Here is a 25,841-nt window from a genome sequence, read left to right as displayed (position 1 = left end):
ATGGAACTTACTTCAGAGTCAGTTTCCTGATACCGTCTCCGAACGTGACCTGGAGCACTTCGAGCTCCCGAGTGTGATCGAAGAAACCCGACCAGAACGATTCGGCCGGAGAGGGGGATGGCGTGAGCACCGAAGCTACGACGACCGGGAATGGAACAACCGGGGAAACAACTGCTGTCTCCCCCGCCAAGACGAACATGTTCTCGAACCTGCTCTCCGAGATCGGACTGCTCTTCACCTTCACCGTTCGCGTGTGCGTTGCGGCGTTCACATCTCTTCGACACAAGCGCCTCGCCTGGCGTGAGGCACTCGACCAGATGTGGTTTCTCGCCCACGTCACCTCGGTCGCATCCGCTCTGGTGATGATTCCCCTCGGTGTCGGGGTAGCACTGCAGATCGGTGCGCTCGCAGATCAAATCGGCGCGGGTGCGTACAGCGGTGCCGTCGTCGCGTTCCTCATCATCGGACAGGCCGGCCCCCTGGTGTGCGCCCTGATCATCGCCGGTGTCGGCGGTTCCGCAATCTGCGCAGATTTGGGAGCGCGAACGATACGCGAGGAAATCGATGCACTCGAAGTGCTCGGTCTACCCGTGCTCGAACGCCTGGTCGTACCCCGGATGATCGCCATTGCCGTCGTCTGCCTCCTACTGAACTCGATAGTTCTCGTAATCGGTTTGGGCGCAAGCCTCTTCGTTCACGTCCTGATACTCGACGGCAACGCACAGAGTTTCCTGCGCAATCTCGTTCAATTCAGTCAACCCAGCGACTTCGTCGTCTCCGGCATCAAAGCCGTTGCCTTTGCTCTCATCTCGGGAATCGTGGCCTGCTACAAGGGCCTGACCGTCAAGCGCGGAGCTCAAGGCGTCGGCGACGCAGTCAACGAGACCGTCGTGCTCTCGTTTGTCCTCGTGTTTGTCGCCAACCTCGCAATTACTCAGTTCTACCCACTGTTCGTCTCGGTGAAAGGTGCCTATTGATGCACCTGCCCATCGCAATTCGTGCCAAGCGGGTCAGTTCGCGGACCGTCGACGGCCTGAGTCGACTCGGCGATCAGTTCACGTTCCACGCGCGTGTCATCACCTCGATTCCGGCAACCCTCAAGCGTTATTGGCGTGAAGTCGCCCGTCTCGTCGCCCAGGTGGCATTCGGTTCGGGCACCCTGCTCGCCGGAGGCGGCAGCGTCGTCGTGATCTTCGCGATCTCGTTCTTCGCCGGTTCCCAGATCGGACTCGAGGGCTACCGCGGACTCAACCTAGTCGGCCTCGCACCGCTGTCCGGCGTGATGTCCGCCATCGCGAATACTCGCGAGGTGGCACCACTCGTTGCCGCAATCACCCTGGCAGCCAAGGTCGGAACCGGATTCACCGCGCAGCTCGGAGCGATGCGGATCTCCGAGGAAATCGACGCGCTCGAAGTCATGGCGATTCCCTCGCTGCGGTACCTGGTCACCACCCGAATGATCGCGGCGCTCATCGCGGTGGTCCCGCTGTACCTGGTCGGCCTGTTTGCTTCGTACATGGCAACGGCGCTTGCGGTGATCCGGGTCAAAGGCCAGTCGGAGGGAACGTACGGCTACTACTTCAGTCTTTTCCTCTCTCCCAACGACATCTGGTTGTCCTTGATAAAAGTCATGGTGTTCGCGGTCGTCGTGACCCTCGTGCACTGCTACTACGGTTACACCGCGACGGGTGGACCCGAAGGCGTCGGACGAGCCGCCGGACGAGCGTTGCGCACCAGCATCGTCTTCCTTGCATTCACCGACGTCGCGATGACCATTGCGCTGTGGGGACTCAAACCTCACGTACCCGGGCTGACCGGATGATCGTCACGAATTCCAGCCGAATCACCCTGGCACTGCGGGGTTTACTCGCCGTGGTCATCCTGATCCTCGCCTACGTCTTCTTGTTCAGCAGAGGTACGGACTCCACCGGTTCCACACCGCAGGTCAGTGCTGTCGTCCCCGCCAGTGCCGGTGCGCTGCGAGTCGGATCGTCGGTTCAGTACCGCGGCGTCGTCGTCGGCGCGGTGGCCGAGATCGAGCCGGGCACCACCGCTTCGACCGTCTCACTCGCGATCGACGAGGGAGCGTTCGAGGACATACCGTCGACAAGTCAGGTGCGACTGATGCCCCGCAACATCTTCGGTGACTTCTTCGTAGACCTGATTCAACCTGACGGACTCTCGCGTGGTCCTGCTCTCGTTCCGGGTACCGAGTTGGTATCCGATCAGTCCGAAGTCGCGGTCCAGCTCTACCAATCGATCTCACGGATCTACTCGCTCGTTTCTTCCCTCGACCCCGCCGACATCAACGTCGCACTCACGGCAGTCTCGGACGCATTGAGCGGCAAGGGAAACCAGATCGGCGAATCGCTCGATTCAGTCCACCAAGCGTTGGTCGGTGCGCAGCCCGTCATCGACGGACTCGGTGACGACCTCGACGACATAGCCACCCTCGCCGACAGTCTCTCGACGAGTGCGCCGGACATGCTCGCCGCATTCGAGAACTCCATCACCACATCCAAGACCGTCGTCGAGAAATCCGACGGGTTGGCGGGGCTTCTGCGTGCCGGCACCAGCACGGGAGCTGCTGCCACGAGTCTGATCGGTGACAATCGCGACCGCATGATCACCTTGGTCGACGACGCCGATTCCCTCACCAGCGCAATCACTTCGCGGCCGGACCACATCACCACCTTCTACAACGGCCTGCGCAATCTCACGATCAAGCTCCCGCCCGCGTTGGCGCATGGTCCGTGGCTCAGCACCGATCTACGGCTGTCCGTCACAGATCTGTATCCGTACGGAAAGACCGACTGCCCACAGTACGACGGAACCCGCGGACCCAACTGTCCTGCCGCCGCGACCGCGTTCGGCGGAACCGTCGGCCCGGTCGGCAGCCCTGCCGAACAGTCCCTGATCTCGGCTCTCACCCAGGGCGGTACAGCTTTGGACACTCTCGTGGCGGGGCCGGTATTTCGCGGCACGACGGTGGTGGGCGGATGAGCGTGAAGAAATCTCTGATCAGGTTCGGACTGTTTGCTGCACTGTCGATTCTCGCCACCGTGGTTGTGGTGAGCACCCTGATCAACCCAGTCTCCGGGTCGAGTTCGCAGTACCGGGCCGTCTTCGTCAATGCCTCCGGCCTGGTCACCGGCAGCGATGTTCAGATCGCCGGGGTGCGAGTAGGGCGCGTCGACAGCGTCGAGTTGGTGAACAACCAAGCCGTCGTCGGCTTCGAACTCGAATCTGCACAACGTATTCCGTCCGACGGTCGCGCTGTGGTGAGGTACGCAGACCTGTTGGGAGCGCGAACAATTTCGATCGAACCCGGACAGGCCGAACGCGCAACAGGCAACTACCTCTCCCCCGGGGCCACAATTCCCGTGGAACAGACTCAGCCGGCGATCGACCTCACCGACATCCTCGGCGGATTCCGTCCCCTGTTCGACGCACTTGACCCCGCAGAAGTCAACGAGCTTGCCGCACAGGTCGTCCAGGTATTCCAAGGACAAGGTTCCACCATCGAAAGCCTGCTGGAGCGCACTGTTGCCGTCACCGAGAACTTGACGTCCCGGGACGCGATCTTGGACCAACTACTGAACAACCTCGACCGGGTCCTTACCGTGACCACGACGAATCGACCCAACTTCGTCGAGATGATCAACACGCTCGACACACTGGTCGGCGGTTTGGCACAGGACCGCCAACAGATCTCGGCCGCAGTGGATTCCGCAGGCGCCCTGACTTCTTCCCTTCAGGACTTGGTGACGGGCGCGGAACCGGACTTGGCTGGCGCGCTGACTTCGATCGATCAGTCGGCTCGCGTCGTCGTCGACAATCGTGAGTCGCTGGCGACCGGTATCACCGCTTTCGATCAACTGTTCACCCAGTTGGGGATCGCGATGAGCTACGGAAGCTGGGCGAACATCTACATCTGCAACTTCCGGCTCAGCGCGCTGGACCAATCGGTGACCCTCGGCGGCCCCGAGCGTTCGGCGGTGTGCCGATGAACTGGCTCACCGTCAAGAACCCGGTCCGCAACGGAATCATCTGCATCCTCGTCGGAGTCGGTGTGGTTCTGGCCGCACTCGTTGTCCCTCAACTGATCTTGAAGGTCAAGACCAACGAGTACCACGCCGTCTTTGCCAACGCCACCGGGTTGACGCAGGACGATCCGGTCAACGTCGCGGGAGTCCCGAGCGGGGTGGTCACCTCGTTGGCGGTCAGCGGCAACTCGGTTGAAGTCACCTTTCGACTCGACGACGGCGTCACTCTCGGCGAAGACTCCCGTGCGGACATCAAGATCTCGACTCTGCTCGGCCGACGCTCGCTCGACGTCACTCCGAACGGATCGCGCTCGTTACCCGCAGGTTCGACCATCCCCATCGAGAACACGAGCGTTCCGTTCACTCTCGACGATCTCGGTCGAGGAGCACAATCCACGTCGGAAAACCTTGATCTGCAACAACTGCGAAACATGCTGACCGTGGTGTCCGACAACTCACCGGACGATCCCGAACTCATTCGCCGCTCACTCGAGGGAATCGACGCACTCTCCGGAGTAGTCAACGACAACGACGTTGCGCTCCGTTCCCTTCTCACCGGAGCGCAGCAGACGACCGCAACACTGATCGAGCAGAAGGACACTCTGGAAACCCTTCTGGGGAATGCGGATCTGGTGATGTCCACGATCGCCGACCGGCGAGATGTGCTGAATGCGCTTGTACAAGACCTGAATCAGTTGAGCACCACACTTGCCCAGTTCCTGGGCGACAACCAGGCTTTGGTCGACTCGGTCATGGGAGACATCCACGTGGTGACGGGAGTTCTGTCCGAGAACGAACAATCACTGACCACACTGCTCGACAACTTCGCCCCCAGCGTCCGCTACGTCACCAACGCGACCGGTAACGGCAACTGGCTCGACCTCAACTCGCCCTCCACCCTCATCCCGGACAACTGGTTGTGCGTCGTCGGGCTCGTTCAGGGGTGTCGATGACCACGACCGTCAAGAAACTCGCCGTGCTGGCAGCGATAGTGATCTGCGCGATCGGTGCCGTCCTGTTCGTCACGCGTGACGAACACAGACTCACTCTCACCGCCGAATTCACCTCGACCGACGCTATCTTCACCGGGAACACAGTGACGATTCTGGGAGTTCCCAGCGGGAGGGTCGAGAGCGTCACGCCGGAAGGGTCCCGGGTACGAGTGGCGCTGAGCCTGCCATCCGGAACACGTATACCCGCCGACGCGCAGGCCTGGGTCCTGTCTCCCTCGGTCATCAGTGACCGCACGATCGAACTCGGCCCCGGCTACGAGGACGGTGAGTTCCTCACCGACGGCGCGGTGATCCCTCTCGAACGCACTCACTCCCCTCTGACGTGGGACCAACTCACCGCATCGGTGAACGAATTGACGGTGGCGCTCGGCCCTGGCGCCGACGGCGGCGGGATCGGTGACCTCATCGGAGAAGGCGCCCACGCGTTGGACGGCAACGGGCAAGCATTCAACGATGCCGTTCGGTCCATCTCACAGGCCAGTTCGGTACTGGCGGGTGCAAGTCCCGACATCTCCGAACTGGTGAAGAACCTGAACACCCTCGTGCAGTTGATCGCGGACAACCAGACCAAGGTCGACTCCCTGTCGAACTCAGTGACAGTCACCGCCCGCACGTTCAGCGCCCAGCGAGAAGACATCAGCGGGGCGCTCGATTCCCTGACCACGTTGCTCGGACAGGTCTCAGCGCTACTCGCCGAACACGGCGAGGCGGTCACCGCCGATCTGGGTACGCTCGCGCAGTTGGCCGGTGCAGTCGCGACCAAACAGGATCAACTGCGCGAGATCATCGAAACGGCACCAACGGGATTCGAGAACGTCGCCAACCTCGTCACCGAAGAAGGCCGAGCCAGGGCGCGATTGAACGTCGCCACCGATCTCTCACAGTTCGACACGACGCGAGAACTGTGCGAGAAGATGCCGATTCCGCTGTGCACCGGGCCGGGAATCGTCAATCCCATCGAATTTCCTTCGGCAGGCAGCTCCGACCTGGCACGCATCCTCGGTGGGGGCAACTGATGGCGTCGAACAAGTCCGTGGTGAGCGTTGTCGTGGCACTTGTCATCGCGGCGCCATTGACCGGCTGCAGTCTCAACTTCCAGCACCTCCCCCTCGGACGCGGTCTGCCAGGAGAGTCGTACCCGCTGAACATGGAATTCGTCGACGCGTCGTTACTTCCCGTCGGCGGCGAGGTGCGGATCGGGCAGGCTGTCGTCGGCAGAGTCACGTCGATGAGCGCGCAAACCTTTGCAGCCGTGGTACATACCGAAATCGCGTCGGACATCGAACTACCTGTCGGCACCCGCGCTCGGATCGAGCTGTCGACCCCGATCGGCGATGCGTTCGTCAACCTCGAAGTTCCGGTCGATCCAGCGGGCCCCATTCTCGAACCAGGTTCCACCATCGAGCGATCGGAGACCGTGCGCGGACCCGATGTCGCACAACTGCTCGGCGCCGTCGGAACTCTGTTGAACGGCAGTGGGTTGGCGCAGGTCAAGAACATCGTCAGTGAGGCTGATCAGATTCTCGACGGCAGGGAGGAGACGATCCGCGATCTGCTTGCACGCCTTGACACTTTTCTCGGAACACTTGACGACCGAAAGGAATCGATCAATTCGGCACTGGATTCACTGAACCGGCTCAGCGCTCTGATCGGTGACGAGAGCACCACGATCGACGAAGGCTTGCGCACACTCACACCCGCATTGGGCGTGATCGCCGACCAACGACAACCGCTCCTCGATCTACTCGACGAAACCGATCAGCTCAGTACCGCAACCAATTCCGTACTCGACCAGTCGTCCGACCAGATTTCCGAGATCACCGGACGACTGTCACCCATCCTCGACCAGTTCTCGGCAATGGGCCCGACACTGGGTGAGACGATGGCCAACCTGGACAACGCAAGAGTGCTCCTCGAGCGTGCCAGCCCAGGCGATTACGTGAACATCGACCTCGACGTCGATGTCGAGGGCACCGTGACCGGAGTGCTCAACGAGATAATCCCGGGCGCCGCACCGCCACTGCCACCTCTGCCCGCCTCCGATCGGGAACTGCCGATCACGACACCCCTGCAAGGAGGAACGCGATGAAGAACCGAACCGTCTATTTCGAGATCGCCGCCTTTCTCCTCATCGCGGTGGTCAGCACGACGTACGTACTCCGGCAAGTCGGTGCCGGAGATCCGTTCACCGGAACCTTCTCGGTCATCGTCGAATTGGAGAACGCGGCCGGAATCGCTCCCGGTTCGGAAGTGGCCTATCGCGGAGTCACCGTCGGCGACGTCGAGTCGGTGGAGGTGGACTCTGCCCAGGACCTCGTCGTGATGACGTTGAGCATCGCCGCCGACAAACAGATCCCCAACGATTCGCATGTGGCCATCAGCCAGGACACCGCCGTTCCGGTATTGAAAGTTCAGTTGTCCTCGCAGACCGACGGCGGCCCGTATCTGGTTGAAGGTTCCGTTGTTCCGACTGAGCGCACTTCGATCCCGGTCGCGTTGGGAACCGTGATTGCGAATTTCAACGCTGCTGCCGACACCGTCGATCCGGCAGACCTGCGAACCCTCTCGCACGAACTCGGCGAGGGATTGAACGGATTGGGTCCGGATCTGCAGGCGCTCGTCGACAACTTCGACGTGCTCGCGCGCACTGTCCAATCCGATCAACCGCGTGTCAACACACTCGTCGAGAACTCGCGCTCACTGTTCACTGCGAACGAGGAAAATGTTGACGCTCTTCCCGAAGTTGCACTCACACTTCGCCAATTGACAGATCAGGTACGAAACTCCGATCCGCAACTGCGCACACTCCTCGATCGAAGCCCGAGTGTTCTCGACAATCAGATACTGCCTCTCATCGAACAGAGTCGTGAGCCGTTCAGTCTGCTGTTGGCCAATTCTCTCGTCTCCACTCAGATCGTCACTGCACGGATGCCCGCCGTCGATGCCTTGTTGGTGGTGGTGCCCAAAGGATTCGAGAAGTTCGGAAGTATCGTCAAAGACGGACGGGCACAGCTTGATCTGATCACAGCACTCGGACCGGTCTGTATCTACGACACGCCCCGGCGATCGGTACAGGACACCTCACCGACCACGCTCGACAAGAACCAACACTGCGCGGACCAGTCGGGCCGGATTCAGAATCGCGGATCGCAGAACGTCCCCACCGGAACTGGAACGATCGACGGGGTTGCTGAATACGATCCTGCCCTCGGAACGGTCGCAGCCGGTGACGGAACGTCGATTCGTCTGGGCCTCAACGGTGGTCAGAACACCGTTCTCGGTGACAACTCGTTTGCCGCACTACTAGTACAAGGAACGCAATGACCGAGACAACCGAACCCCAGACGCCCACAATCGTCGACAAGCCCAAGCGGCTTCGCAAGCAGACCGTAGCGATCGTTGCCGGCGCCCTGGTCGTGGTCGCGGCGCTCGGATGGGGCGCATTCGCGACCTGGCAGAAATCGGTCGACGAAAACGCGCGTATCAGCGCCCTGGACAGCGGACGGCAATTCGCCACTGATCTTGCGACGTACAACTTCCAGAACCTCGATCAGAATCTCTCCGTGGTCCGTGACAATTCTGTTGGCGAATTCGCCGGTCAGTACGCCCAGGTGGCAGCCAACTTGCAGAACATGATCGTGCAGTATCAGGCGACCTCGTCCGCTCAGATCATTTCAGCCGGGTTGGCGAGCAGTGATGGCGACAACGCCGAGGTTCTCGTGTTCCTCGATCAGACGATCACGAACACCAACTCCCCCGATCCGAGAATCGACCGCAACCGGATGCAACTTTCTCTGGTCCGCGAGGACGGCGAGTGGAAACTGAGCAACGTGCAGTTGTTGTGACCCGGCGGTCGGGCGTCAAAGACAGCCGTGTCGGCGACTGCCGATAAAGTGGCCCCCACAAGTCGACGTCTCCTTCGTCGACCGGGAGCGCAGGTTCGAGGAGTGTGTCGGTAGCAGTGGCAGTGGAATCTTCGGTGCTGCTGAAGTGGTACTCCGAGACGGCTCGCGACCTGCCGTGGCGACGCGAGGGCGTCAGTGCCTGGCAGATCCTGATGAGCGAGATCATGCTCCAGCAGACGCCGGTGGTGCGCGTTGCGCCAATCTGGGAAGAGTGGGTCGAGCGCTGGCCGGTGCCGTCGGCGATGGCAGCGTCGAGCCAGGCAGAGGTGCTTCGCGCGTGGGGCAAACTCGGTTATCCACGACGCGCGCTGCGGTTACACGAATGCGCGGGCGTCCTGGCTGCCGAGCACGGTGACGTGGTCCCTGAAGACGTCGATACCTTGCTCTCGCTACCGGGAATCGGTTCGTACACCGCCCGCGCCGTCGCGTGTTTCGCCTACGGACAGCGAGTGCCTGTGGTGGACACCAACGTACGACGCGTAGTTGCGCGAGCCGTCCACGGCAATGCGGAACCCGGGAACCCGTCCAACACGCGAGACCTCGCCGACGTCGCGGCGCTGCTGCCGAGGACGCGTGCGCGCGCCGCCACCTACAGCGCAGCTCTCATGGAACTCGGTGCACTGATCTGCACGGCGCGGAACCCGAACTGCGAGAACTGCCCTTTGCCGAACTGCGCGTGGGTCGCTTCGGGCAAACCGGCACACACCGGACCACCCAAGAAGGTGCAGAAGTTCGCGGGCACAGATCGCCAGGTTCGTGGAAAATTGATGGCCGTTCTTCGCGAGAGTCACCGTCCGGTCGAGCGCGCGCAACTCGACATCGTCTGGCCGGCCGATCCGGGTCAGCGTGACCGTGCGTTGCATTCACTGCTGGTCGACGGACTGGTCGAGCAGACCGACGACGGCCTGTTTGCGCTGGCCGGAGAGGGTACGGCTTAGCCGACTCGCAGCGGGGTGCATTCTTCGGCTGTGGGTTCGTCGGTCTGGAGCGGTGCGACTTCCGGATCAGAACGCCGAAGTACAGCAGGAACGGCAGGCACCACTGGATCGCAAGGCGCAAGTGTCGGAATCTGTAGGGCAGCGCCGGGCGGGGGCCCGCTGGTGGAGGTCGCCGACTCGGCGCCGATGTTCGGGCGATCAGTGGACACCGCTCGCGACCCGTCCGGCGACAGAGCGATCAGCAATCCCGTCAGCATGAGCAGGAGCGGCAGCACTATTGCCGCCGCCCACCGGACCCTGTTGACGGGCCGGACAGCCATGCCGTCACCGGACCGAACTTCGCTTCCGCGATCGGCCGCTACCAGCGCAGCCCCTATCGCCAGTTGGGTCCGCTCGCCGAGAAACAGGAAGCCGAGACCTGCCAGTTCAGCGGCTTCCGCGGACGGCTGCCGAGAGTCTTCCTTCACGAGCATCGCGACGAGCATCTTGGGCACAGGGTCTCGTTCGGCGACGAGGAGGTCCAATGTCGCAGCAAATGTCGAGCTGTCCGCAAGCAACTCGGCCGTGTCGTAACGATGCGCCGAGTCCACGACGCCTGCTCTCGGGTCGACGGCCGCGATCACGGTCTCACTGCCGTCCGGCCAGAACGCGAGAATCGGCGAAACACCAATGAGAGCGTCGACCGTCCGCAGGTAGGCAAGCCGTGCGTCGAGACCGTTGACCAACTCGATGTTCTCGAAAGGACTGGAGGACAACGAATCCGAGACATGTTCGCGCACGTCCGCACGCTCGCACATCACTCCGACGACGGTGGGGCACAGATTCGAGCGCAGGGCTCGACCGGTGGCGACCTCGGCCGCGGAGGCGAGTGCGCGCGCCGACGCTTGCGGAGAGGGAACAGTCCCGTCTGCACCCCAGGGGTGACGGAACTCGTCGATCGAGCCCAGAAGGGGTGTGTCTGCATCTACGAGAGCTGTTGAAATTGACTGATTTTCGAATACAACGCCCAGGCTTTCACGCACTGGATCCTCCATTGACTGCTACTGACTGTTACGAGTGTTGCCATTCCTGCGAAGCTGTATCAGAACGTCAGGCCACCGACCGCCATTGCACCTGGTTCCAGCACCACTTCCACCGGCGCTCGGCCGTCGACCGTGACGCGATACGTCCCCGGTAGCAGTCCGACAAACGAGAAGTGACCCTCGAACGGTTTCACCGTCCGCGCTGTCGCGTGCCCGCATTGATCGACGCCGTCGATCACCACCGCCTCCGAGATGCCCGATGTCACCAGACCTGAGATTCGTCCATCTGCCGAGACAGCAGCCCACTGGCTTCTCTGACCACCAACAGAAATCCCGTACGGATCACACACTCCCGGGGTGGTCGCCACCCGCACCGTGACATCGCCCGACCGCACGCGAACCGCCCCCCGATCTGCGGTGACCAGTGCAGCGATCGGTAGACCGTCGGCGTCTTCCCGCTTTCCCGCAGTCATCGTCGCCGTTCGGGTGAAGTACCGGTCCGCGTCCAGATTGCCTATCAGGCAATGTAATCCGACCTCGTCGACACCCGAGCCGTCTCCGCAGTAATCAGGCACGGACGGCAGAACGAAACCTCGAGGCACCGGAAGTTGCACGACCACGTCGGAGAGCGGGTTGCCCCGGACACCGATGTCGATGACATACGTCACCGGATCACCCTCTCGGACAATGCCGTTGGACGGGCCCGAATCGAGCCCTGGACCGTCAGCGGGATCGAAGGGCGGTGCACCGTCAATCGCCGTCAGCTCGACGGTGAAGGGAGGCACGAACTCTCCCTCGGCCGCCAATCGAAGATCCGACTGCATCGGCAGCAAGCCGAGCGCAGCAGCGCCGACCGCCAGAGCTCCGGTCACGACAACTATGCCGATACCTCGCACTCCTCGGCGCCACGCTCTCGGCCGGAGTCCGACGACAACGGCCTTCGACCGCACCTCTGACAGACGAGTTCGCACGACGCTCCTTCGATGTCTGACTCTCGGGCCTCCGACAGGCGCTCGCGGCCACATTTGGCGAATCCCGAGCTACGTTCAATAGAAGTCGCTCGAGGGACTCGAAAGCCAATGGTGACGGCGTGATTGTGTGGGTGAACTTCTCTCAGCCGGGGTGAATTCCCGGGTGAATTGCCCGGGATGGCACGCTCTGGATTCGCACCAGCTACGCTCCTCCCTGTAGATAGATGGATCGAGACAATCCGCCCAAACTCTTCAATCATTGCGGGGCGCGAAAGCAGAAAGGGTCCGCGCTGATGTTCGGGATGGACGGCCACGACTGGGCAGCTATTCCAGAAAGGCGCACCCTCGCGACGTCGATTCCCCGGCAAGCGCTCTTCGACAAACTTGACCGACGTGCCGCGCTGACAATCGTCCGTGCACCGAACGGCCACGGGAAATCGTCGTTGATCGCATCGTGGCTGCGCGCCCATTTGGCATCCGAACGAATACTCGTCTGGGTCTCGGCCCCACGGCCCTCGTCGACACTCGAAGATTTCTGGGCCGTTGTCCTCGATCGAATCCACGCTGCCGGAATCGCACTGCCCGACGTCGACGATCTCGCCGATCCTTTCACCGCTGTCGCCAAATCCCTGAACGCCCTCAGCCGCCCCGTGCTGCTCGTGCTGATCAGGCCGGATCTGATATCGGAACCAGAGTTGGACGATCAGTTGATCGAACTCCTCGCCCTCTGTCACAACCTGGACCTCGTGGTCACGCTCTCGGGCTTCGGCATGTTCTCCGAGCCGTACCTGCTCGACACGGACCACGAGGTGATAGGCGCGAGTGAGCTGTTGTTCACGAGAGCCGATACCGCCCATTTGCTCGCACAAGCTGACGTAAACACGACTGACGGTGATGCCGAACAAATCACATCCCTGACAGGTGGGCTGCCAGCGCTGGTTCGTGTCGCCGTTCCCGCCGTCCAGACATCGGGTAGCCGCAACCGCGAGCAGATGATCAGGAAGAACATCGCGCAGGCGATCGACGACTACGTGAACAAATCCGTTCTCATGACCGCTGATCATGTGAAACAACTCGAGTTCCTGCTCGCGACGGCCTTTGCGCGATCGATCACCGTCGACATCGCCGCCATGCTGTTCGAGTCCCAACACCCTGAGGATGGCGAGACCGTTCATCAGATTCGCGTGCGCCTGGCGATACTGGAGACAGCCGGGTTGTTGTCACGGGTCGAGACCGAAGCCGAAGAAACCTGGGAGCTGCCGCCTGCAATTCGTCGATCGATACTCGCGCACCAAAAGCGCGCTGGAGTCGATCCGGCGCAACGTCTTTCGTTCCTCGCACACAACCGACTCGACCACGGTCATCACGCGTCGGCGCTGGACTACGCGGTCGAGGCACAGAACTGGACCCTGGCAGTAGACATCGTCGAGCAACACTGGGTGACGATGATCGTCCACAATCTGGACTCGGTTCGCTCTGCTCTCCAACGGATTCCGGCGGAAGCTGCGGACAAACACTCTGCCGTGGAGGCGGGGCGCGCACTGTTCACGATGCATCCGAGCGAGCGCTCGACGGTAGTCGACTTGCTACCCGAATCGCCGGCAGAACTGTGGGCTCTCGGCGCTGAATCCGGCGCGAAGGACGCCTTGAGCATTGCCTGCGTTCAATCGATCATGCTCAGGATGGCAGGCGAGTACGGGCTCGCAGCAGAAACCACCAGGCGCCTGTCTCATCTCAGTCGCAGTGCGCTGGAGAACAACCCGGAAGCGGTCAGCGCACAGCTCCCTCTCATGCGACTTCAATGGGCGATCAATTTTCAATTGAGCGGCAGGTTCACAGAATCCACGATCAAGGCTCGAATGGCGTACCACGGCGCCCTGTCTCAGGGAGTCGACTTCATCGCTCGTAACTCTGCGGGAAGTGCCGCCCTGAATTGGGCGCTGGCTGGTGAGCCGCGGCAGGCCACACACTGGTCCGAACTCGAACAGAAGCATCCGGACCCCGGCGGTTGGCTCGAACCTGTGGTCAAGATCGCCGGCCTGACAGCGCGGGCGCTCACTGCTCTCGACACACTCGACTTCGACGACGCACGTCTCGCATTGACCGAACTCGGTCTTCCGTCCGACACCGAGGAACTGTGGGCATTCGTCGTCTATGCGCATTGCCAATTCGCCTTGACCTCCGGCGACCACACTGCGGCACTACTGTTGCTCCACAATGCGATCGAAGCACATTCCAAGCAGTACACGGCTACATCTTTCGCGCTTCCTCTGTTGCAATCCGCAGAGATCGATCTCTTGCTCGCTCTCGGACAGGGGAACAATGCCGTAGCACTGGCCAAGGAGATCATCGATCCTGCCGCCAATCCGTGGACGCTCACGTCGGTGGCGCGTTTACGTCAGCGGATCGGCCAGAACGAGGCCGCGGTGGCGCTGTGTCACCAGTTCGACTGGTCTGGCGTATCCTATCCGCGGGCACAGATGGAATCGCTTCTGGTGCAAGCGGTTGCACACTCCGAGCTGGGTGAGCCACGCCTCGCCTCTCAGGAGTGGTCCAGAGCGTGCAGCATCGCGGATCAGACCGGACTTCTACGTTCGTTCGCGACCATCGCATCGGCGGACGTCGAGAAACTCGAATCGATGGCCGAAACGAAATCGCGTGCACTCGCCGAGTTCTCGAAAAGGTCGCCTGCGGAATCATTTCCGGAATTCGTACATATCGTGGAGTTGACCGAACGCGAGCAGAAAGTCCTCTCACTCCTGGCGCTCGGCATGGGGTCGGCTGCGATGGCCGACAAACTGTACGTGTCCGTCAACACCGTCAAGACTCAACTGCGCACTCTCTACAAGAAGCTCGACGTACACAATCGAAACGAAGCGATCACGAGGGCACGCCAACTGCGCTTGCTGTAGTCCGGGGTCGGATCTGATTTCGGACTACATTCTGTAGGCATGAGCACCGATTCCTGCGTCTTCTGCAAGATCGTCGCGCTGACCGAGCCGGCGATTCTCGTTCACGAGAGCGAGACAACTCTCGCATTCCTCGATGCACGGCCGGTGAGTCGCGGACACACCCTGGTGGTCCCCAAGCGTCATGCAGAGAACCTCGATGCTCTCGAAAGTCACGAAGGCGCAGAGATGTTCCGCGTCGGCACGCTCATCGCCGGAGCTCTACGCCGCTGCGACATCGCCGCTGACGGAGTCAACTTTCTCGTCAACGACGGGCGTGCCGCGGGCCAAACCGTGTTCCACTCGCACCTGCACGTCGTCCCCCGCCATCGCGGCGACAAGGCGAAGTTCGCTGCTGGACTCCTCGCCAGGCGAGCCGTCGAGCTGGAGCAGGTGGGCGCGTCGATCCGAAGTCAGCTCACGGTCTGAAGGAATTCCGTCACCACTTCGCGATAGCGCTGCGGTTGATCGTCGTGGACCAGGTGGCCTGCATCGGCAATACGTACGTACCGAGTTCCCGGCCTCTCGGCCATCTCTCGCATCTGTCCCTCGGGGGTGATGGTGAACTCTCCCTCGATCAGCAAGGTCGGCACCTCGATCGCCTTCCACTGATCCCAGAAATGCCTCGTGCCCCACTCCTCCGAGATGTCGCGGAAGGTCGACACGTCGCCGTGCAGGTACCACCCGTCGTCGCGGCGGTCGAAAGAGTCGAGAAAGTACTGGCCGGCGACGGGGCCGAAGAATTCCTTCATCGCCTCCTCGGAAGCAAACGGCTGCGGCCACGCCGAGATCATCTGCGCCCAGTCCGCAGCGGTGCGTCCACGAAAGTCCGGGGCCATGTCTTCGAGGACCAGCGCACAAACCTTTTCGGGATGCGCGGCGGCGAAGCACCACGCATGCAGAGCCCCCATCGAATGACCGATCACGATCATCGGCTCCTCGATGGACGCAACCGCCGATGTCAGGTCCTCGACGAATGCCTCGGTAGTCAGTGCCGCTGGCGCCGGCCTGCCGTGACCGGCAGCGTCAAAGGTGTAGACGTGGCCGAACTCGCGGATCCACGGCACCTGGCGTCGCCACGTTCGGGAGCTGCCCATGAGGCCGTGCAACAACAGAATCGGTTGTCCCGTTCCACCTTCGTCATGCAACACGAGTGTCACGGTACGCGGTGAAGGTGCGCGGGTAATGTCGCTTGCATGGCAGTCGTGAAGATCAATGCAATCGAGGTCCCCGAGGGCGCCGGCCCCGAACTGGAGAAGCGCTTCGCAGCACGCGCTCACGCAGTCGAGAACTCCCCGGGCTTTCTCGGATTCCAACTCCTCCGCCCCACCGCCGGTGAGAGCCGCTACTTCGTGGTGACTCAGTGGGAGTCCGAGCAGGCGTTCGCCGATTGGCGTGACGGCCCCGCCCGTGAAGCCCATTCCGGCGAGCGCGCGAAGCCCGTCGCTTCGGGTGCGTCGTTGCTCGAATTCGAAGTTGTCCTGGACGTCGCCGCAAAGAGCTGATCTCGAGCGATTGTGCCTGCCTTGGCGGGCACAATCGACGGTCATCTCGGCTTCACGCGTTGACACGGTGCGTGCTGTAGTGCAAAAGTTCGCATGTAAACGCGATGGTCCGACAGGAATCCGGTGAAAGCCCGGAGCGGTCGCGCCACTGTAATTCGAGGTGAAGTGCCTTTTTCGGCACGACTATTTCGACAGCCAGACACTTCGGCCATCGCATGGACCTAGGGGACGCGAAAATCCCAGGAGGCTTCGATGGCTCTCGCCTATTCTCCCGATACGTCGATCGATTCGACTCGTCTTGCTTTCCTCGCCGCTGCAGTAGTTCTGTTCGCGATGCTGGCTCTCTACCTGGTCGGATTCGACCAGGGCGCTATCTCTCGCACCGGCATGTACATGCATGAATTGATGCACGACGGTCGACACTTGATGGGCCTGCCGTGCCACTAGTCGACAATTTCACGAAGCTTCTCATTCGTGGTTTGTTGGCTGGTCTGATCGCAGGCATCCTTGCCGGCGGAGTTGCATTCGTGCTGGGTGAACCGCACGTCAACGCTGCCATTGCGATCGAAGAAGCCAACAGCGCCACCGGTGAGGTTTCCGGCGAAGCCGCTGGGCATTCGCACGGTGACGAAGAAGAACCACTGGTGAGCCGCAACGGGCAGCGCGCCGGGCTGTTCCTGGCCACAGCGCTTGCCGGACTGGCACTCGGGGCGATCTTCTCGGTCGTTGCCAATTACGCTCGACGACTCACCGGAATGTCCGGGCCGTTGTTGGCGATCACCATCGCCGTCGGTGGTTGGCTGGCTATCGAGGCCGTCCCCTTTTTCAAGTACCCGGCCAATCCGCCGGCCGTCGGAGATCCCGACACCATCAACCAGCGCACACTGCTGTGGCTGGCCGCCGTGATTCTCGGGCTGCTGTCCGTCACCGCGGCAGCAGCGGCGGCAAAGGCAGTTTCCGGGCACGAGTTCCTCAGCGTGCGCATCGCTGCTCCGGTGGCTGCATTCCTGGTGATCGCCACGATCGGTTACGTCTCGCTTCCCGGCATCAACGAGGTGGGCGAGGACTTCCCGGCAACTCTGCTGTGGGAGTTCCGACTTTCCTCGCTCGCTACGCAGGCGACGCTCTGGCTCGTACTCGGGTTGGCATTCGCCTTCCTTACCGAGCGCGCGACCAAGAACAGCGAAGTAGCAAAGAAGTACGCCCTTCGCTGAACCTGCTGTGCGCCTTTATTAACCTCCCGCGGTTAATAAAGGCGCACAGCAGTTCTTTTTCAGCTCAGATGATGCACTTCTTGCAGTCCGTACACCGGCGTCGGGATGCCCTCGTAACGCGCCTTCAATTGCAACGCCAAGTACAGCGAGTAGTGGCGCGACTGGTGCAGATTGCCTCCGTGGAACCACAGCGCTTCCTGCTGCGTCGGCTTCCACATGTTGCGCTGCTCGCCTTCCCACGGTCCCGGATCCTTGGTGGTGTTCGACCCCAGGCCCCACACCTTGCCGACCTTGTCGGCGGTGTCCTGACCGATCAGGTCCGCCACCCAGCCGTTCATCGAGCCGTAGCCGGTCGCGTAGACCACCACGTCGGCAGGCAATTCCGTACCGTCTTCGAGAATCACGCTGTTCTCGGTCAGCTCACGAACATTGCCGTGCGCGAGCTTGATGTCTCCATTGGCAACCAGTTCGGCAGCGCCGACATCGATGTAGTAGCCCGAGCCACGGCGTAGGTACTTCATGAACAGGCCCGAACCGTCGTCGCCCCAGTCGTGCTCGAAGCCCGCCTTCTCGAGGCGATCGTAGAAATCCTTGTCGCGCTCACGGATTGCGTCGTACACCGGGATCTGGAACTCGTGCATGATCCGGTACGGCAGCGAACCGAACGTGAGGTCCGCCTTGTGTGTCGTCATGCCGGCGGCCAGTGCTCGCTCCGAGTACAGATCGCCCAAGCCCAAATCCATCAGCGAATCCGACTTCACGATGTGCGTCGAGCTGCGCTGCACCATCGTGACGTCGATACCGTTCTCCCACAGTGCGCCGCAGATGTCGTGCGAGGAGTTGTTGGCCCCGATCACGACGACCTTCTTGCCCACGTACTGATCCGGGCCGGGGTGCTTGCTCGAGTGGTGCTGATCGCCGAGGAACTTGTCCTGCCCGGGGAACGTCGGAACGTTGGCCTTGCCGGACATACCCGTCGCCATCACCAACTGCTTGGGACGCAACGTCAGCTTCTCGCCGTTGCGGTTGACCTCGACGGTCCATTCCTGGGTCTTCTCGTCGAACGACGCAGAGGTGCAGGTCGTGGAACTCCAGTACGGAACCTCCATGACCTTGGTGTACATCTCGAGCCAGTCGCCGATCTTGTCCTTGGGCGCGAACACCGGCCAGTTGTCGGGGAACGGCATGTATGGCAGGTGGTCGTACCAAACCGGATCGTGCAGGCACAGGGACTTGTAGCGTCCGCGCCACTGATCGCCGGGTCGCTCGTGGCTGTCGATCACGATGGCCGGTACTCCGAGCTGACGCATCCGGGCGCCGAGCGCGATGCCGCCCTGGCCGCCGCCGACGATCACGACGTAAGGCTGTGTGGTGTAACCGAGTTCGCGGTCTTCGATCTCCTTCTGCTCGGCCCACGTGATGCGGTTCGGGTCTGCCCCATGCTTGGCGCCGCGCGGACGACGAGTGCCCTTACCTTCTTCGTACCCCTTCAACTCCTGCAGCGACGTCAGCAGGGTCCAACCTTCATCTCCCTTCAAACGAAGGTGTCCGTGCGCGCGACCGGTTGCAGTCTCGAACTCGATCCAGGCTGACGTGACGCCGTCGGCTTCGTCGGGTGTCTCGGTGGTCCGGAATCCCGAAGGATCGGTGTCGTCGAGACGCTCGGAGAGCATGTCGGCAATCTGCTCGCGACCTTCGACGGTCTTGATGTTCCAGGTGAACGACACCAAGTCGCGCCAGAAGCTGTCGAGTGCAAATTTGCCTGCCACACGCTCGATGTCACGAGCCGCGAGGGCCGACTCGAAGTCCGCCAGCCAGGCGTCGACGCGCTCCTGAGGTGTCACCGCCGTCAACTTCACCTCGGGGGTGACTGCGGAATCGATGGTTTGCGTCATCACTTCTCCTTGTTTGTGAATGTGACACACAGCACATCCCATAAGTGGCCCCGGTCACAAGCGTTGCAGTCTGTTGCAATCAGTGGACGCGGTGCCGGCGTCCGACACCGGTTGCCCGCACCGATGTGCGGGCAACCGACTCACCCCTCAGCAGGCTTGAATTTGCCGAGTCCCAGCGACTGAAATCCCACGACGTAGAACAACGTCCACAACACGGCCCAATCCACGAAACCCAGTGCATTGCCGTGTAATCCGTCGACAACTGCCGGCTCGTGAAGAATGTGCTCTGCTGCAAAGCGGTAATAGAACAAGAATGTGACCACCGCGAGCACAAACGTGAGCAGCGCGCGGATCGCCAGGTTGACCCCGTCCGCAAAGCCCGTGGGTTTGTTACCGAAGGCGTTGGCCCAGAAGATCATCCAGAAGGCCCAGCACACACCGAGCTGCGCCGGGAACTGATGGACCACACCACCCAACTCGGCAACGGCATCGCTTCCCACCAACACCTTCACGACCGGAAGTGCCACGAAGTACAAGCCGGTTCCGACGGCGAAGTTACCGATCGTGGCTGCGAGCGCCGTCTTACCGCCGCCGCCGAACAGTCGCCACGGCCAGTTGTCGAGCGTCTGGCCAGTCAGGATCACGACCACCACGACGCAGTAGAACCACCCGAGTACGGTGTCGACGGTCATCAACGGATCCGTGGCGGACAGCGACACGGACGGCAGACCGAACACGAAGTACAGCGCCAGCGTCGGAACGGCGACAAACGCGATCTCACACAAACCCACCAACGGCTGCTTCATCCCCAGGGAAGTCCACGGCCAATGCTGCCAGTTCAGGACCACCATCACCCAGGTCCCGAAGCCGAAGAGCACGAACAGCGCACCCGCGAAATATCCGAGGCCGCCCTCACGATCGGCCGCGAAATCCGGGTACAAACTCCCCAAGCCGTTTGCCAGGAGCCACGTCACCACGACGGCGAAGGCCGCGGTCGCGACCATGATCGCCAGGCCTTTCGCCGGCTGTGGGAGTCGATCGAAGCCGGCGAACTCGCAATTGAAGCCGATGAACACAACAAAAAGGATTGCCCAGAAAAGCGCCGCGTTGAACGGCAGAGGATAGAAACTCCAGGGACTGGTGGTCGGATCGGCCAGAAGGTACCAACTCGCCACGGCCAGCACGAGAACGATCACGAGGTTCGCGATCCCGAACCCGATCCAGCGGCGTGACGGTTGTCGGCTCGGCGTGGCCGGTTCCGTGGGTGTGTCGACTGTAGCGGTCATGTGCCCTCTCCCAGATTGTCTCGCAAGATGATTCGCGAAGTGGTGGCGCAACTATGGAACCGCCGCGCGGGGTACCGGGAGGGTTGCCGAGGGTTGCAACTGCTGTCCGATTTTCCGGAATTGCAACACGGTGCAACCCTTCCGCATTGTGGTCGCCGTCACATACAAATCACTCACCGGTTCACAACCGACTGGTTCACTGCTTACGAGGAGATCTGCATGAGCATCACGGGCAAGGTAGTACTGGTCACCGGCGCCGGCCAAGGCATCGGACGCGGAATCGCTCTCCGCCTCGCCCACGACGGCGCCGACATCGCGTTGGTCGACCTCGACCAAACCAAGCTGGATGCGGTTGCCGACGAGATCAGACAGATCGGCCGTCGTGCAACGACGTTTGTCGCCGACGTCAGCGATCGCGCGCGGGTTCACGCAGCCGTCGAACATGCACACCAGGAATTGGGCGGATTCGACGTCATCGTCAACAACGCGGGAATCGCTCTCGTCGGCCCGATCTCCGACGCGACGCCGGAAGAGGTCTCCAAGATCTGGAGCGTCAACGTCGACGGTGTCCTGTGGGGAATTCAAGCTGCAGCAGCAAAGTTCCAAGCGCTCGGTCAGCGCGGAAAGATCATCAACGCGTCATCCATCGCCGGTCACGACGGGTTCGCCATGTTAGGTGTTTACAGCGCAACAAAATTCGCGGTCAGGGCCCTCACTCAGGCTGCAGCCAAGGAATACGCGTCCGACGGAATCACCGTCAACGCGTACTGCCCCGGCGTCGTAGGCACCGACATGTGGGTGACGATCGACAAGAGGTTCGCCGAATTGACCGGTGCACCAGAGGGCGCCACCTACGAGAAGTTCGTCGGCGGAATTGCGCTGGGTCGAGCTGAAACCCCCGACGATGTCGCCGGTTTCGTCTCGTACCTTGCCGGGCCCGATTCCGACTACATGACCGGTCAGGCCGGTCTCATCGACGGCGGCCTCGTCTACCGCTGACCGCGGTGTCTTCACTGAAAGCGGTGTCTTCGCTGAAAACGGTATCTTCGCTGAAAAAGCGGTTGCCCGAGCCCGCGATGCCGCCCGGCGAGGATCCTCGCGACTACGCGAGGACCCTCGCCGCGGTGTACGACGCGACGATGGCCGGAGACCGCGCACCGGCCCGCCCCAGGGACGTGGTCCGCCAATCGTGGCAACGCCTGCGCGAGTTAGGTATCGACCCCGAACACAACCGGGTCGAACCGTCCATGGACGTCGCCGAACTCGATCTCCGTCGTCGTGAGTCCGGACTGTACGACGTGCTCGACGACGTGACGCGTGGACTCGAATCGGTTACCGCGAGCGGTGAGAACATCATGGTCGTCGCAGATCTTCGCGGAACTGTACTGTGGCGCAGCGGGTCCCATCGAGTACTGGACCAAGCTGCGCGTCTGGGATTTGTCGAGGGCGCGAACTGGGCCGAGGACAGCGTCGGCACCAACGCCATCGGAACGGCATTGGTGTCACGACAGGCGGTTCAGATCTTCTCGGCGGAACACTATGCGCGCAGCCATCATCCGTGGACCTGCGCGGGGGCACCCATCCGCGATCCGCGGGACGACCGTGTCATCGGCGTCGTCGACATCAGTGGTCCCGCCAAGACCGTCCACCCCACCACACTCGCTCTGGTCGACGCCGTCGCACGCCTCGCGCAATCACACCTGCGCGACAAGCATCGGGACAATCTCGATCAATTGCGTTCTGTTGCAGGGCCGATGCTTGCTCGTAGCGGATCACCGGCATTGGTGATCGATACTCATGGCTGGGTAGCGGCGGTCGATGCGCTACCTCATCGCTCGCGCGTGCTGCTCCCCGCGGCTTTGGCTCCCGGCAGGACGTGGTTCCCCGCTTTGGGTCTGTGCGAACTGGATCCACTTCCCGGCGGGTGGGTGGTCCGGCCGATCGCCACCGGCGAGAAAATCAGTGCGCCCACGGTGCATATCGATCTGCGCGATTCCGAGAACATGTCGGTGACCGTCACGTCGGGGTTGGGCGAATGGGCCTACTCCCCGACCCAGCGGCATGCGGAGATTCTGTTTCTCCTCGGATCCGAGAGGCGTGGACTGACCGCATCGCGGTTGGCGCAGGATCTTTTCGGTGACCCGGCCCGCACGGTGACCGCGCGGGCCGAGATGTCGCGTCTGCGCAAGAACCTTGCCGGAGTTGTTGCAGCGCAGCCGTACCGGTTCGTCGATGCAGCGCACGTGACGTTGTCCTGCCCCGTGAACGGCGCACATCTGTTGCCGTTTTCGAACGCCCCGGCTGTGCGTGCCGCTCGCCTTACTCAGGCCGGTTCGGAGGCCTGAGTGAGCAACTGCAGAAACACCTCTTCGGGCTGAGCGCCGGACACGGCAACCGCACGGTTCGCGACAAAGAACGGAACGCCGCTGACCTGCAGTTGGCGGGCCATGGAGAGATCTTCGCGGACAGCCTCCGCTGCGGCATCGGAGCCCAGTTGCTCGCGCACGACATCGGCGTCGAGGCCGACGCTCACGGCCAGCTCGACCAGCACCTCACGGTCGTCGATCACCTTGCCGTCGCTGAAGTGCGCTTTGAACAGCGCTTCGAGGAGTTCGTTCTGCCGCTTACCCGCGAGATGCAGCAACCTGTGCGCATCAAAGGTATTGGCGGCGATCACGGTGTCGAAGTCCAAGGTCAACCCGACCTCGGCGGCCGTCGCGCTGACGTGGGCGAACATCTGACGTACCTGATCAGGCGCCATCCCCTTCATCTCGACCAAGGCGTCGAGTTCGGTTCGGCCCTCTCCCACCGGGGTCTCCGGAGCGAGCTGGTACGAGCGCCAGATGACGTTGACGCGGTCCTTGTTCTCGAAACGATCCAGCGCCGAGAGGAACCTGGTCTTTCCGATGTAGCACCACGGACAAGCGACGTCAGACCACACTTCGATGGTCACGTCTTGGTCAATCACGATTTGATCAGTCACCGAAGGTGCAACAACGAACAGGGTCGGGATTAGTCCCGAGTCACGTCACCAGGCCACACCGGAACGCGATCAACGACGCACTCACCCGGTTGGGCACACCGAGCTTGGCGAACAACGAGGAGATATGCGTCTTGACGGTGGTCTCACCGAGGTACAGTCGCTCCGCGATGACGCTGTTGGCCGCGCCTGTCGCCAGGATTGTCAGCACTTCGCGCTCACGCTCGGTGAGCGAAGCGAGGGGAGTCAGGTCGGGTGCTTGCCGACGCGGCGCCGAGGCCACGATGGCACGTAGAGAATCGGAGCTGAACAACGAGTGGTCCGACGCCACCACCCGTACTGCCTGCTGGAACGCCTGTGGGGCCGCGTCCTTGCTCAGGAAACTGTGCGCGCCCGCCTCGACCGCTTGCACGACCATGTCGTCGACGTCGAAGGCGGTCATCGCGATGACCTTCGGCGGATTGCTCATGGTCATCAACTCTCGGGTGGCCTCCAAGCCACCGACCCGTGCCATCTTCAGATCCATCAGCACCACGTGCGGACGAAACCGAGTGACTTTGGCTGCGACCTGATCGCCGTCCTCGGCCTCGGCAACCACCACGATGTCCGGCGCTGCTTCCAGGATGTCCTTCATTCCGCGCCGAACCCAGGCGTCGTTGTCGACGATCAAAACTGTGATGCGCGAGTCAGCGTCCATAGTGCGCTCAGATTACCCAGAGCCCCCGACAGTCGGAGGGTGGGAGGGTTACGACGACCAGGGCACCCAGCAACTGACGAGGAAATCGTCCCCCAGCGCGCCTGCCTCCACCTTGCCGCCGATTTCTCTTGCCTGTTCGGCCAACCCGCGTAAGCCGGACCGCGAACCGATCGACGTCATGGGTGCAAGCTCGCTCAGCTTGTTGCGTGCGAGGATACGAATTCCGTCGTGCGGCGACCCGGTCACCGAAACGACGAGCATCTGGTCGCTCGCGTACTTCTGGACGTTGGTCAACGATTCCTGAACGACGCGATAACAGACGTGCCCCGCCAGCATTCCGACATCACCCGGGAGCAACTCCGATTCGAGACGGCAGTGAATGCCCGCGGCGCGTGCACCGTTGACCAGATCGCCGATCGCGTCGATCCCCTGGTGCCCGCCGTGTTCGCGGCGATCACCGCTTCCCCTGAGCACTCCGACGATTCCCTTCAATTCGTCCAAAGCCTCGTGCGCGGTGGTTCTGATCATCGCAGCGGTGTTGACGACCTTCTCGGGATTGTCTGCCGCGCTGACCTGTAACCCACCGGCGAACAACGAAATCCGGCTCAGACTGGCCGCGATCGTGTCGTGCATGTCGCGCGCGATCCGCGTTCGTTCCTCGGTGCGAATCATCTCGTCGCGCATCACGTCTGTTTTCTCGGTGGCAAGATCCCGTACGTGTTCGGCCTCGACGAGTTCGGTTCTGGTCCGAATCAGGAGCGAGAGCGCCACGACGATGCCGGCCATGACGGCTGCGACGAGCCACGGGATCCAGATGGCGACGTCGTATTGAACGACCGCCGAACCGTCCTTGGGTTTCATCGTTCCCATCGTGAGAACGGAGTACTCACGATTGCGAAAAGCGTCGTAGGTCAACGAAATTCCGCACGCGACGAAGACAGCTGCCGCAGCGGCAGCAAGCCGAGGCCCACGCGCGATTCGAGCAACGGCGAACAATGCGATGAGCGCCGCCGTCGCATCGGTGGGGAAGAACAACGGGCCGACCAGCGTGATCGCCAGAACCACCCAGGGATACTGATGGCGCCACACAAGCGATATCCCACCGGCCACGCCCAGGACGAACCCGATACCGACCAATACCGGTGGCATATTTCCCGACGCGCCTGCGATGCCCACCGTCATGAAGGAACAGAAAAGGCTGAACGCGACAGCGGCGGTAGTCCATACGCGTCGTCGCACAACGGTTCCTTTGGTGGTGATCACCGAGCAAGCGTATCCACCGCCACCGACGCCTCGAATCAGCCGAACGGGTGGACGAACCGCCAGGCTCCGACCGAAAGGATGAGGCGGACCGATCTTTCGACCGAAGCGGTGGGCAGTCCGCACATCGTTGACTTGTGCCATACCAACTCTCGAAAGGC

At 61.9% G+C, this 25,841-nt stretch carries 25 protein-coding genes and 1 riboswitch; of the genes, 17 read left to right on the top strand and 8 right to left on the bottom strand.

The window, feature by feature from the left end:
* Positions 1 to 122: 122 nt before the first annotated feature.
* The 10 genes from AC1Q61_RS09515 (at position 123) to AC1Q61_RS09470 (ending at position 9,902) form a co-directional block, all read left to right on the top strand.
* Positions 123 to 977, top strand: coding sequence for an MlaE family ABC transporter permease (locus AC1Q61_RS09515; RefSeq protein ID WP_003945667.1), 855 nt, complete (start codon positions 123 to 125; stop codon positions 975 to 977).
* On the top strand, positions 977 to 1,822 hold the full coding sequence (locus tag AC1Q61_RS09510) for an MlaE family ABC transporter permease (protein WP_003945610.1): 846 nt from the start codon (positions 977 to 979) through the stop codon (positions 1,820 to 1,822). The genes AC1Q61_RS09515 and AC1Q61_RS09510 overlap by 1 nt, the downstream gene beginning before the upstream one ends.
* Complete coding sequence (locus AC1Q61_RS09505) at positions 1,819 to 3,003, top strand: MCE family protein (RefSeq protein ID WP_063315055.1); 1,185 nt, start codon at positions 1,819 to 1,821, stop codon at positions 3,001 to 3,003. The genes AC1Q61_RS09510 and AC1Q61_RS09505 overlap by 4 nt, the downstream gene beginning before the upstream one ends.
* Positions 3,000 to 4,010 (top strand): MCE family protein, encoded by a 1,011-nt coding sequence (locus tag AC1Q61_RS09500; RefSeq protein WP_054782178.1) that lies wholly within the window; start codon positions 3,000 to 3,002, stop codon positions 4,008 to 4,010. Before AC1Q61_RS09505 ends, AC1Q61_RS09500 begins: the two co-directional genes overlap by 4 nt.
* On the top strand, positions 4,007 to 4,999 hold the full coding sequence (locus AC1Q61_RS09495; RefSeq protein WP_037132399.1) for an MCE family protein: 993 nt from the start codon (positions 4,007 to 4,009) through the stop codon (positions 4,997 to 4,999). Before AC1Q61_RS09500 ends, AC1Q61_RS09495 begins: the two co-directional genes overlap by 4 nt.
* Positions 4,996 to 6,075 carry an MCE family protein gene (locus tag AC1Q61_RS09490; protein ID WP_037132219.1) on the top strand — a complete coding sequence of 360 codons (1,080 nt, stop codon included), beginning with the start codon at positions 4,996 to 4,998 and terminating at the stop codon, positions 6,073 to 6,075. Before AC1Q61_RS09495 ends, AC1Q61_RS09490 begins: the two co-directional genes overlap by 4 nt.
* Positions 6,075 to 7,148: an MCE family protein gene (locus AC1Q61_RS09485; protein ID WP_118606834.1), complete on the top strand. Its 1,074-nt coding sequence runs from the start codon at positions 6,075 to 6,077 to the stop codon at positions 7,146 to 7,148. The genes AC1Q61_RS09490 and AC1Q61_RS09485 overlap by 1 nt, the downstream gene beginning before the upstream one ends.
* Positions 7,145 to 8,383, top strand: coding sequence for an MlaD family protein (locus AC1Q61_RS09480; protein ID WP_042923604.1), 1,239 nt, complete (start codon positions 7,145 to 7,147; stop codon positions 8,381 to 8,383). Before AC1Q61_RS09485 ends, AC1Q61_RS09480 begins: the two co-directional genes overlap by 4 nt.
* Complete coding sequence (locus AC1Q61_RS09475) at positions 8,380 to 8,904, top strand: Rv1363c family protein (protein ID WP_118606836.1); 525 nt, start codon at positions 8,380 to 8,382, stop codon at positions 8,902 to 8,904. Before AC1Q61_RS09480 ends, AC1Q61_RS09475 begins: the two co-directional genes overlap by 4 nt.
* 116 nt (positions 8,905 to 9,020) lie before the next feature.
* Positions 9,021 to 9,902 carry an HhH-GPD family protein gene (locus AC1Q61_RS09470; protein ID WP_007726916.1) on the top strand — a complete coding sequence of 294 codons (882 nt, stop codon included), beginning with the start codon at positions 9,021 to 9,023 and terminating at the stop codon, positions 9,900 to 9,902.
* On the opposite strand, the gene AC1Q61_RS09465 is transcribed toward AC1Q61_RS09470, so the two are convergent.
* Positions 9,899 to 10,924, bottom strand: coding sequence for a hypothetical protein (locus tag AC1Q61_RS09465; RefSeq protein WP_231915580.1), 1,026 nt, complete (start codon positions 10,922 to 10,924; stop codon positions 9,899 to 9,901). The genes AC1Q61_RS09470 and AC1Q61_RS09465 overlap by 4 nt on opposite strands.
* Before the next feature lie 59 nt (positions 10,925 to 10,983).
* Positions 10,984 to 11,895: a hypothetical protein gene (locus tag AC1Q61_RS09460; protein WP_118606838.1), complete on the bottom strand. Its 912-nt coding sequence runs from the start codon at positions 11,893 to 11,895 to the stop codon at positions 10,984 to 10,986.
* Positions 11,896 to 12,119: 224 nt separating this feature from the next.
* Here AC1Q61_RS09460 and AC1Q61_RS09455 point away from each other — a divergent pair, with 224 nt between their 5' ends.
* On the top strand, positions 12,120 to 14,807 hold the full coding sequence (locus AC1Q61_RS09455; protein WP_118606840.1) for a helix-turn-helix transcriptional regulator: 2,688 nt from the start codon (positions 12,120 to 12,122) through the stop codon (positions 14,805 to 14,807).
* Positions 14,808 to 14,846: 39 nt separating this feature from the next.
* Positions 14,847 to 15,272 (top strand): HIT family protein, encoded by a 426-nt coding sequence (locus AC1Q61_RS09450; RefSeq protein ID WP_003945905.1) that lies wholly within the window; start codon positions 14,847 to 14,849, stop codon positions 15,270 to 15,272.
* Here AC1Q61_RS09450 and AC1Q61_RS09445 read toward each other — a convergent pair.
* Positions 15,257 to 15,994, bottom strand: coding sequence for an alpha/beta fold hydrolase (locus AC1Q61_RS09445; protein ID WP_042453393.1), 738 nt, complete (start codon positions 15,992 to 15,994; stop codon positions 15,257 to 15,259). The two genes, AC1Q61_RS09450 and AC1Q61_RS09445, sit on opposite strands and share 16 nt — an antisense overlap.
* Positions 15,995 to 16,039: 45 nt before the next feature.
* Between AC1Q61_RS09445 and mhuD the strand changes: the two genes are divergently transcribed.
* The 3 genes from mhuD (at position 16,040) to AC1Q61_RS09430 (ending at position 17,562) form a co-directional block, all read left to right on the top strand.
* Entirely contained in the window at positions 16,040 to 16,348 is a 309-nt protein-coding gene (gene mhuD / locus AC1Q61_RS09440; protein ID WP_007726927.1) for a mycobilin-forming heme oxygenase MhuD, read from the top strand.
* An 88-nt stretch (positions 16,349 to 16,436) separates the two neighbouring features.
* A riboswitch (cobalamin riboswitch) is annotated at positions 16,437 to 16,575 on the top strand.
* A gap of 25 nt (positions 16,576 to 16,600) precedes the next feature.
* Positions 16,601 to 16,795: a CbtB domain-containing protein gene (locus AC1Q61_RS09435; RefSeq protein WP_003945915.1), complete on the top strand. Its 195-nt coding sequence runs from the start codon at positions 16,601 to 16,603 to the stop codon at positions 16,793 to 16,795.
* Positions 16,786 to 17,562, top strand: a complete 777-nt coding sequence (locus tag AC1Q61_RS09430; RefSeq protein ID WP_118606842.1) for a CbtA family protein — start codon at positions 16,786 to 16,788, stop codon at positions 17,560 to 17,562. The genes AC1Q61_RS09435 and AC1Q61_RS09430 overlap by 10 nt, the downstream gene beginning before the upstream one ends.
* A gap of 59 nt (positions 17,563 to 17,621) precedes the next feature.
* Here the strand turns inward: AC1Q61_RS09430 and AC1Q61_RS09425 are convergent, their stop codons facing one another.
* Together AC1Q61_RS09425 and AC1Q61_RS09420 are read right to left on the bottom strand one after the other, a co-directional pair.
* A complete protein-coding gene (locus tag AC1Q61_RS09425; protein WP_003945504.1) occupies positions 17,622 to 19,457 on the bottom strand; it encodes a flavin-containing monooxygenase in 1,836 nt (611 codons plus the stop codon).
* Positions 19,458 to 19,597: 140 nt separating this feature from the next.
* Positions 19,598 to 20,743 (bottom strand): hypothetical protein, encoded by a 1,146-nt coding sequence (locus AC1Q61_RS09420; RefSeq protein ID WP_003945569.1) that lies wholly within the window; start codon positions 20,741 to 20,743, stop codon positions 19,598 to 19,600.
* A 219-nt stretch (positions 20,744 to 20,962) separates the two neighbouring features.
* Here AC1Q61_RS09420 and AC1Q61_RS09415 point away from each other — a divergent pair, with 219 nt between their 5' ends.
* The gene (locus AC1Q61_RS09415) at positions 20,963 to 21,742 is read left to right on the top strand and encodes an acetoin reductase (protein WP_054826788.1); all 780 of its coding nucleotides are present in this window, start codon (positions 20,963 to 20,965) and stop codon (positions 21,740 to 21,742) included.
* Between the two features lie 77 nt (positions 21,743 to 21,819).
* Positions 21,820 to 23,088 (top strand): GAF domain-containing protein, encoded by a 1,269-nt coding sequence (locus AC1Q61_RS09410; RefSeq protein ID WP_042923751.1) that lies wholly within the window; start codon positions 21,820 to 21,822, stop codon positions 23,086 to 23,088.
* Here the strand turns inward: AC1Q61_RS09410 and AC1Q61_RS09405 are convergent.
* Genes AC1Q61_RS09405 through AC1Q61_RS09395 form a run of 3 tightly spaced genes read right to left on the bottom strand, consistent with a single transcriptional unit; the run spans position 23,067 to position 25,824 of the window.
* Entirely contained in the window at positions 23,067 to 23,711 is a 645-nt protein-coding gene (locus tag AC1Q61_RS09405) for a DsbA family oxidoreductase (protein ID WP_241199088.1), read from the bottom strand. The genes AC1Q61_RS09410 and AC1Q61_RS09405 overlap by 22 nt on opposite strands.
* A gap of 55 nt (positions 23,712 to 23,766) precedes the next feature.
* Positions 23,767 to 24,420: a response regulator gene (locus AC1Q61_RS09400; RefSeq protein WP_042451934.1), complete on the bottom strand. Its 654-nt coding sequence runs from the start codon at positions 24,418 to 24,420 to the stop codon at positions 23,767 to 23,769.
* A gap of 48 nt (positions 24,421 to 24,468) precedes the next feature.
* Positions 24,469 to 25,824: a sensor histidine kinase gene (locus AC1Q61_RS09395; protein ID WP_042923593.1), complete on the bottom strand. Its 1,356-nt coding sequence runs from the start codon at positions 25,822 to 25,824 to the stop codon at positions 24,469 to 24,471.
* Between the last annotated feature and the right edge of the window lie 17 nt (positions 25,825 to 25,841).

The sequence above is a fragment of the Rhodococcus sp. MPR-R1B genome, assembly GCF_058793255.1.
The sequence above is the reverse complement of the archived record's forward strand: the minus strand, read 5'-3'. Positions and strand labels throughout refer to the sequence as shown.

Excerpts from the sequence above, each read along its gene's own strand:
- AC1Q61_RS09420 (WP_003945569.1), bottom strand. The coding sequence starts at position 20,743 with ATGACCGCTACAGTCGACACACCCACGGAACCGGCCACGCCGAGCCGA.
- AC1Q61_RS09435 (WP_003945915.1), top strand. The coding sequence starts at position 16,601 with ATGGCTCTCGCCTATTCTCCCGATACGTCGATCGATTCGACTCGTCTT.
- AC1Q61_RS09500 (WP_054782178.1), top strand. The coding sequence starts at position 3,000 with ATGAGCGTGAAGAAATCTCTGATCAGGTTCGGACTGTTTGCTGCACTG.
- AC1Q61_RS09450 (WP_003945905.1), top strand. The coding sequence starts at position 14,847 with ATGAGCACCGATTCCTGCGTCTTCTGCAAGATCGTCGCGCTGACCGAG.
- mhuD (WP_007726927.1), top strand. The coding sequence starts at position 16,040 with ATGGCAGTCGTGAAGATCAATGCAATCGAGGTCCCCGAGGGCGCCGGC.
- AC1Q61_RS09510 (WP_003945610.1), top strand. The coding sequence starts at position 977 with ATGCACCTGCCCATCGCAATTCGTGCCAAGCGGGTCAGTTCGCGGACC.
- AC1Q61_RS09485 (WP_118606834.1), top strand. The coding sequence starts at position 6,075 with ATGGCGTCGAACAAGTCCGTGGTGAGCGTTGTCGTGGCACTTGTCATC.
- AC1Q61_RS09475 (WP_118606836.1), top strand. The coding sequence starts at position 8,380 with ATGACCGAGACAACCGAACCCCAGACGCCCACAATCGTCGACAAGCCC.
- AC1Q61_RS09455 (WP_118606840.1), top strand. The coding sequence starts at position 12,120 with ATGGATCGAGACAATCCGCCCAAACTCTTCAATCATTGCGGGGCGCGA.
- AC1Q61_RS09495 (WP_037132399.1), top strand. The coding sequence starts at position 4,007 with ATGAACTGGCTCACCGTCAAGAACCCGGTCCGCAACGGAATCATCTGC.
- AC1Q61_RS09490 (WP_037132219.1), top strand. The coding sequence starts at position 4,996 with ATGACCACGACCGTCAAGAAACTCGCCGTGCTGGCAGCGATAGTGATC.
- AC1Q61_RS09410 (WP_042923751.1), top strand. The coding sequence starts at position 21,820 with ATGCCGCCCGGCGAGGATCCTCGCGACTACGCGAGGACCCTCGCCGCG.
- AC1Q61_RS09400 (WP_042451934.1), bottom strand. The coding sequence starts at position 24,420 with ATGGACGCTGACTCGCGCATCACAGTTTTGATCGTCGACAACGACGCC.
- AC1Q61_RS09425 (WP_003945504.1), bottom strand. The coding sequence starts at position 19,457 with ATGACGCAAACCATCGATTCCGCAGTCACCCCCGAGGTGAAGTTGACG.
- AC1Q61_RS09480 (WP_042923604.1), top strand. The coding sequence starts at position 7,145 with ATGAAGAACCGAACCGTCTATTTCGAGATCGCCGCCTTTCTCCTCATC.
- AC1Q61_RS09415 (WP_054826788.1), top strand. The coding sequence starts at position 20,963 with ATGAGCATCACGGGCAAGGTAGTACTGGTCACCGGCGCCGGCCAAGGC.
- AC1Q61_RS09395 (WP_042923593.1), bottom strand. The coding sequence starts at position 25,824 with ATGGCACAAGTCAACGATGTGCGGACTGCCCACCGCTTCGGTCGAAAG.
- AC1Q61_RS09505 (WP_063315055.1), top strand. The coding sequence starts at position 1,819 with ATGATCGTCACGAATTCCAGCCGAATCACCCTGGCACTGCGGGGTTTA.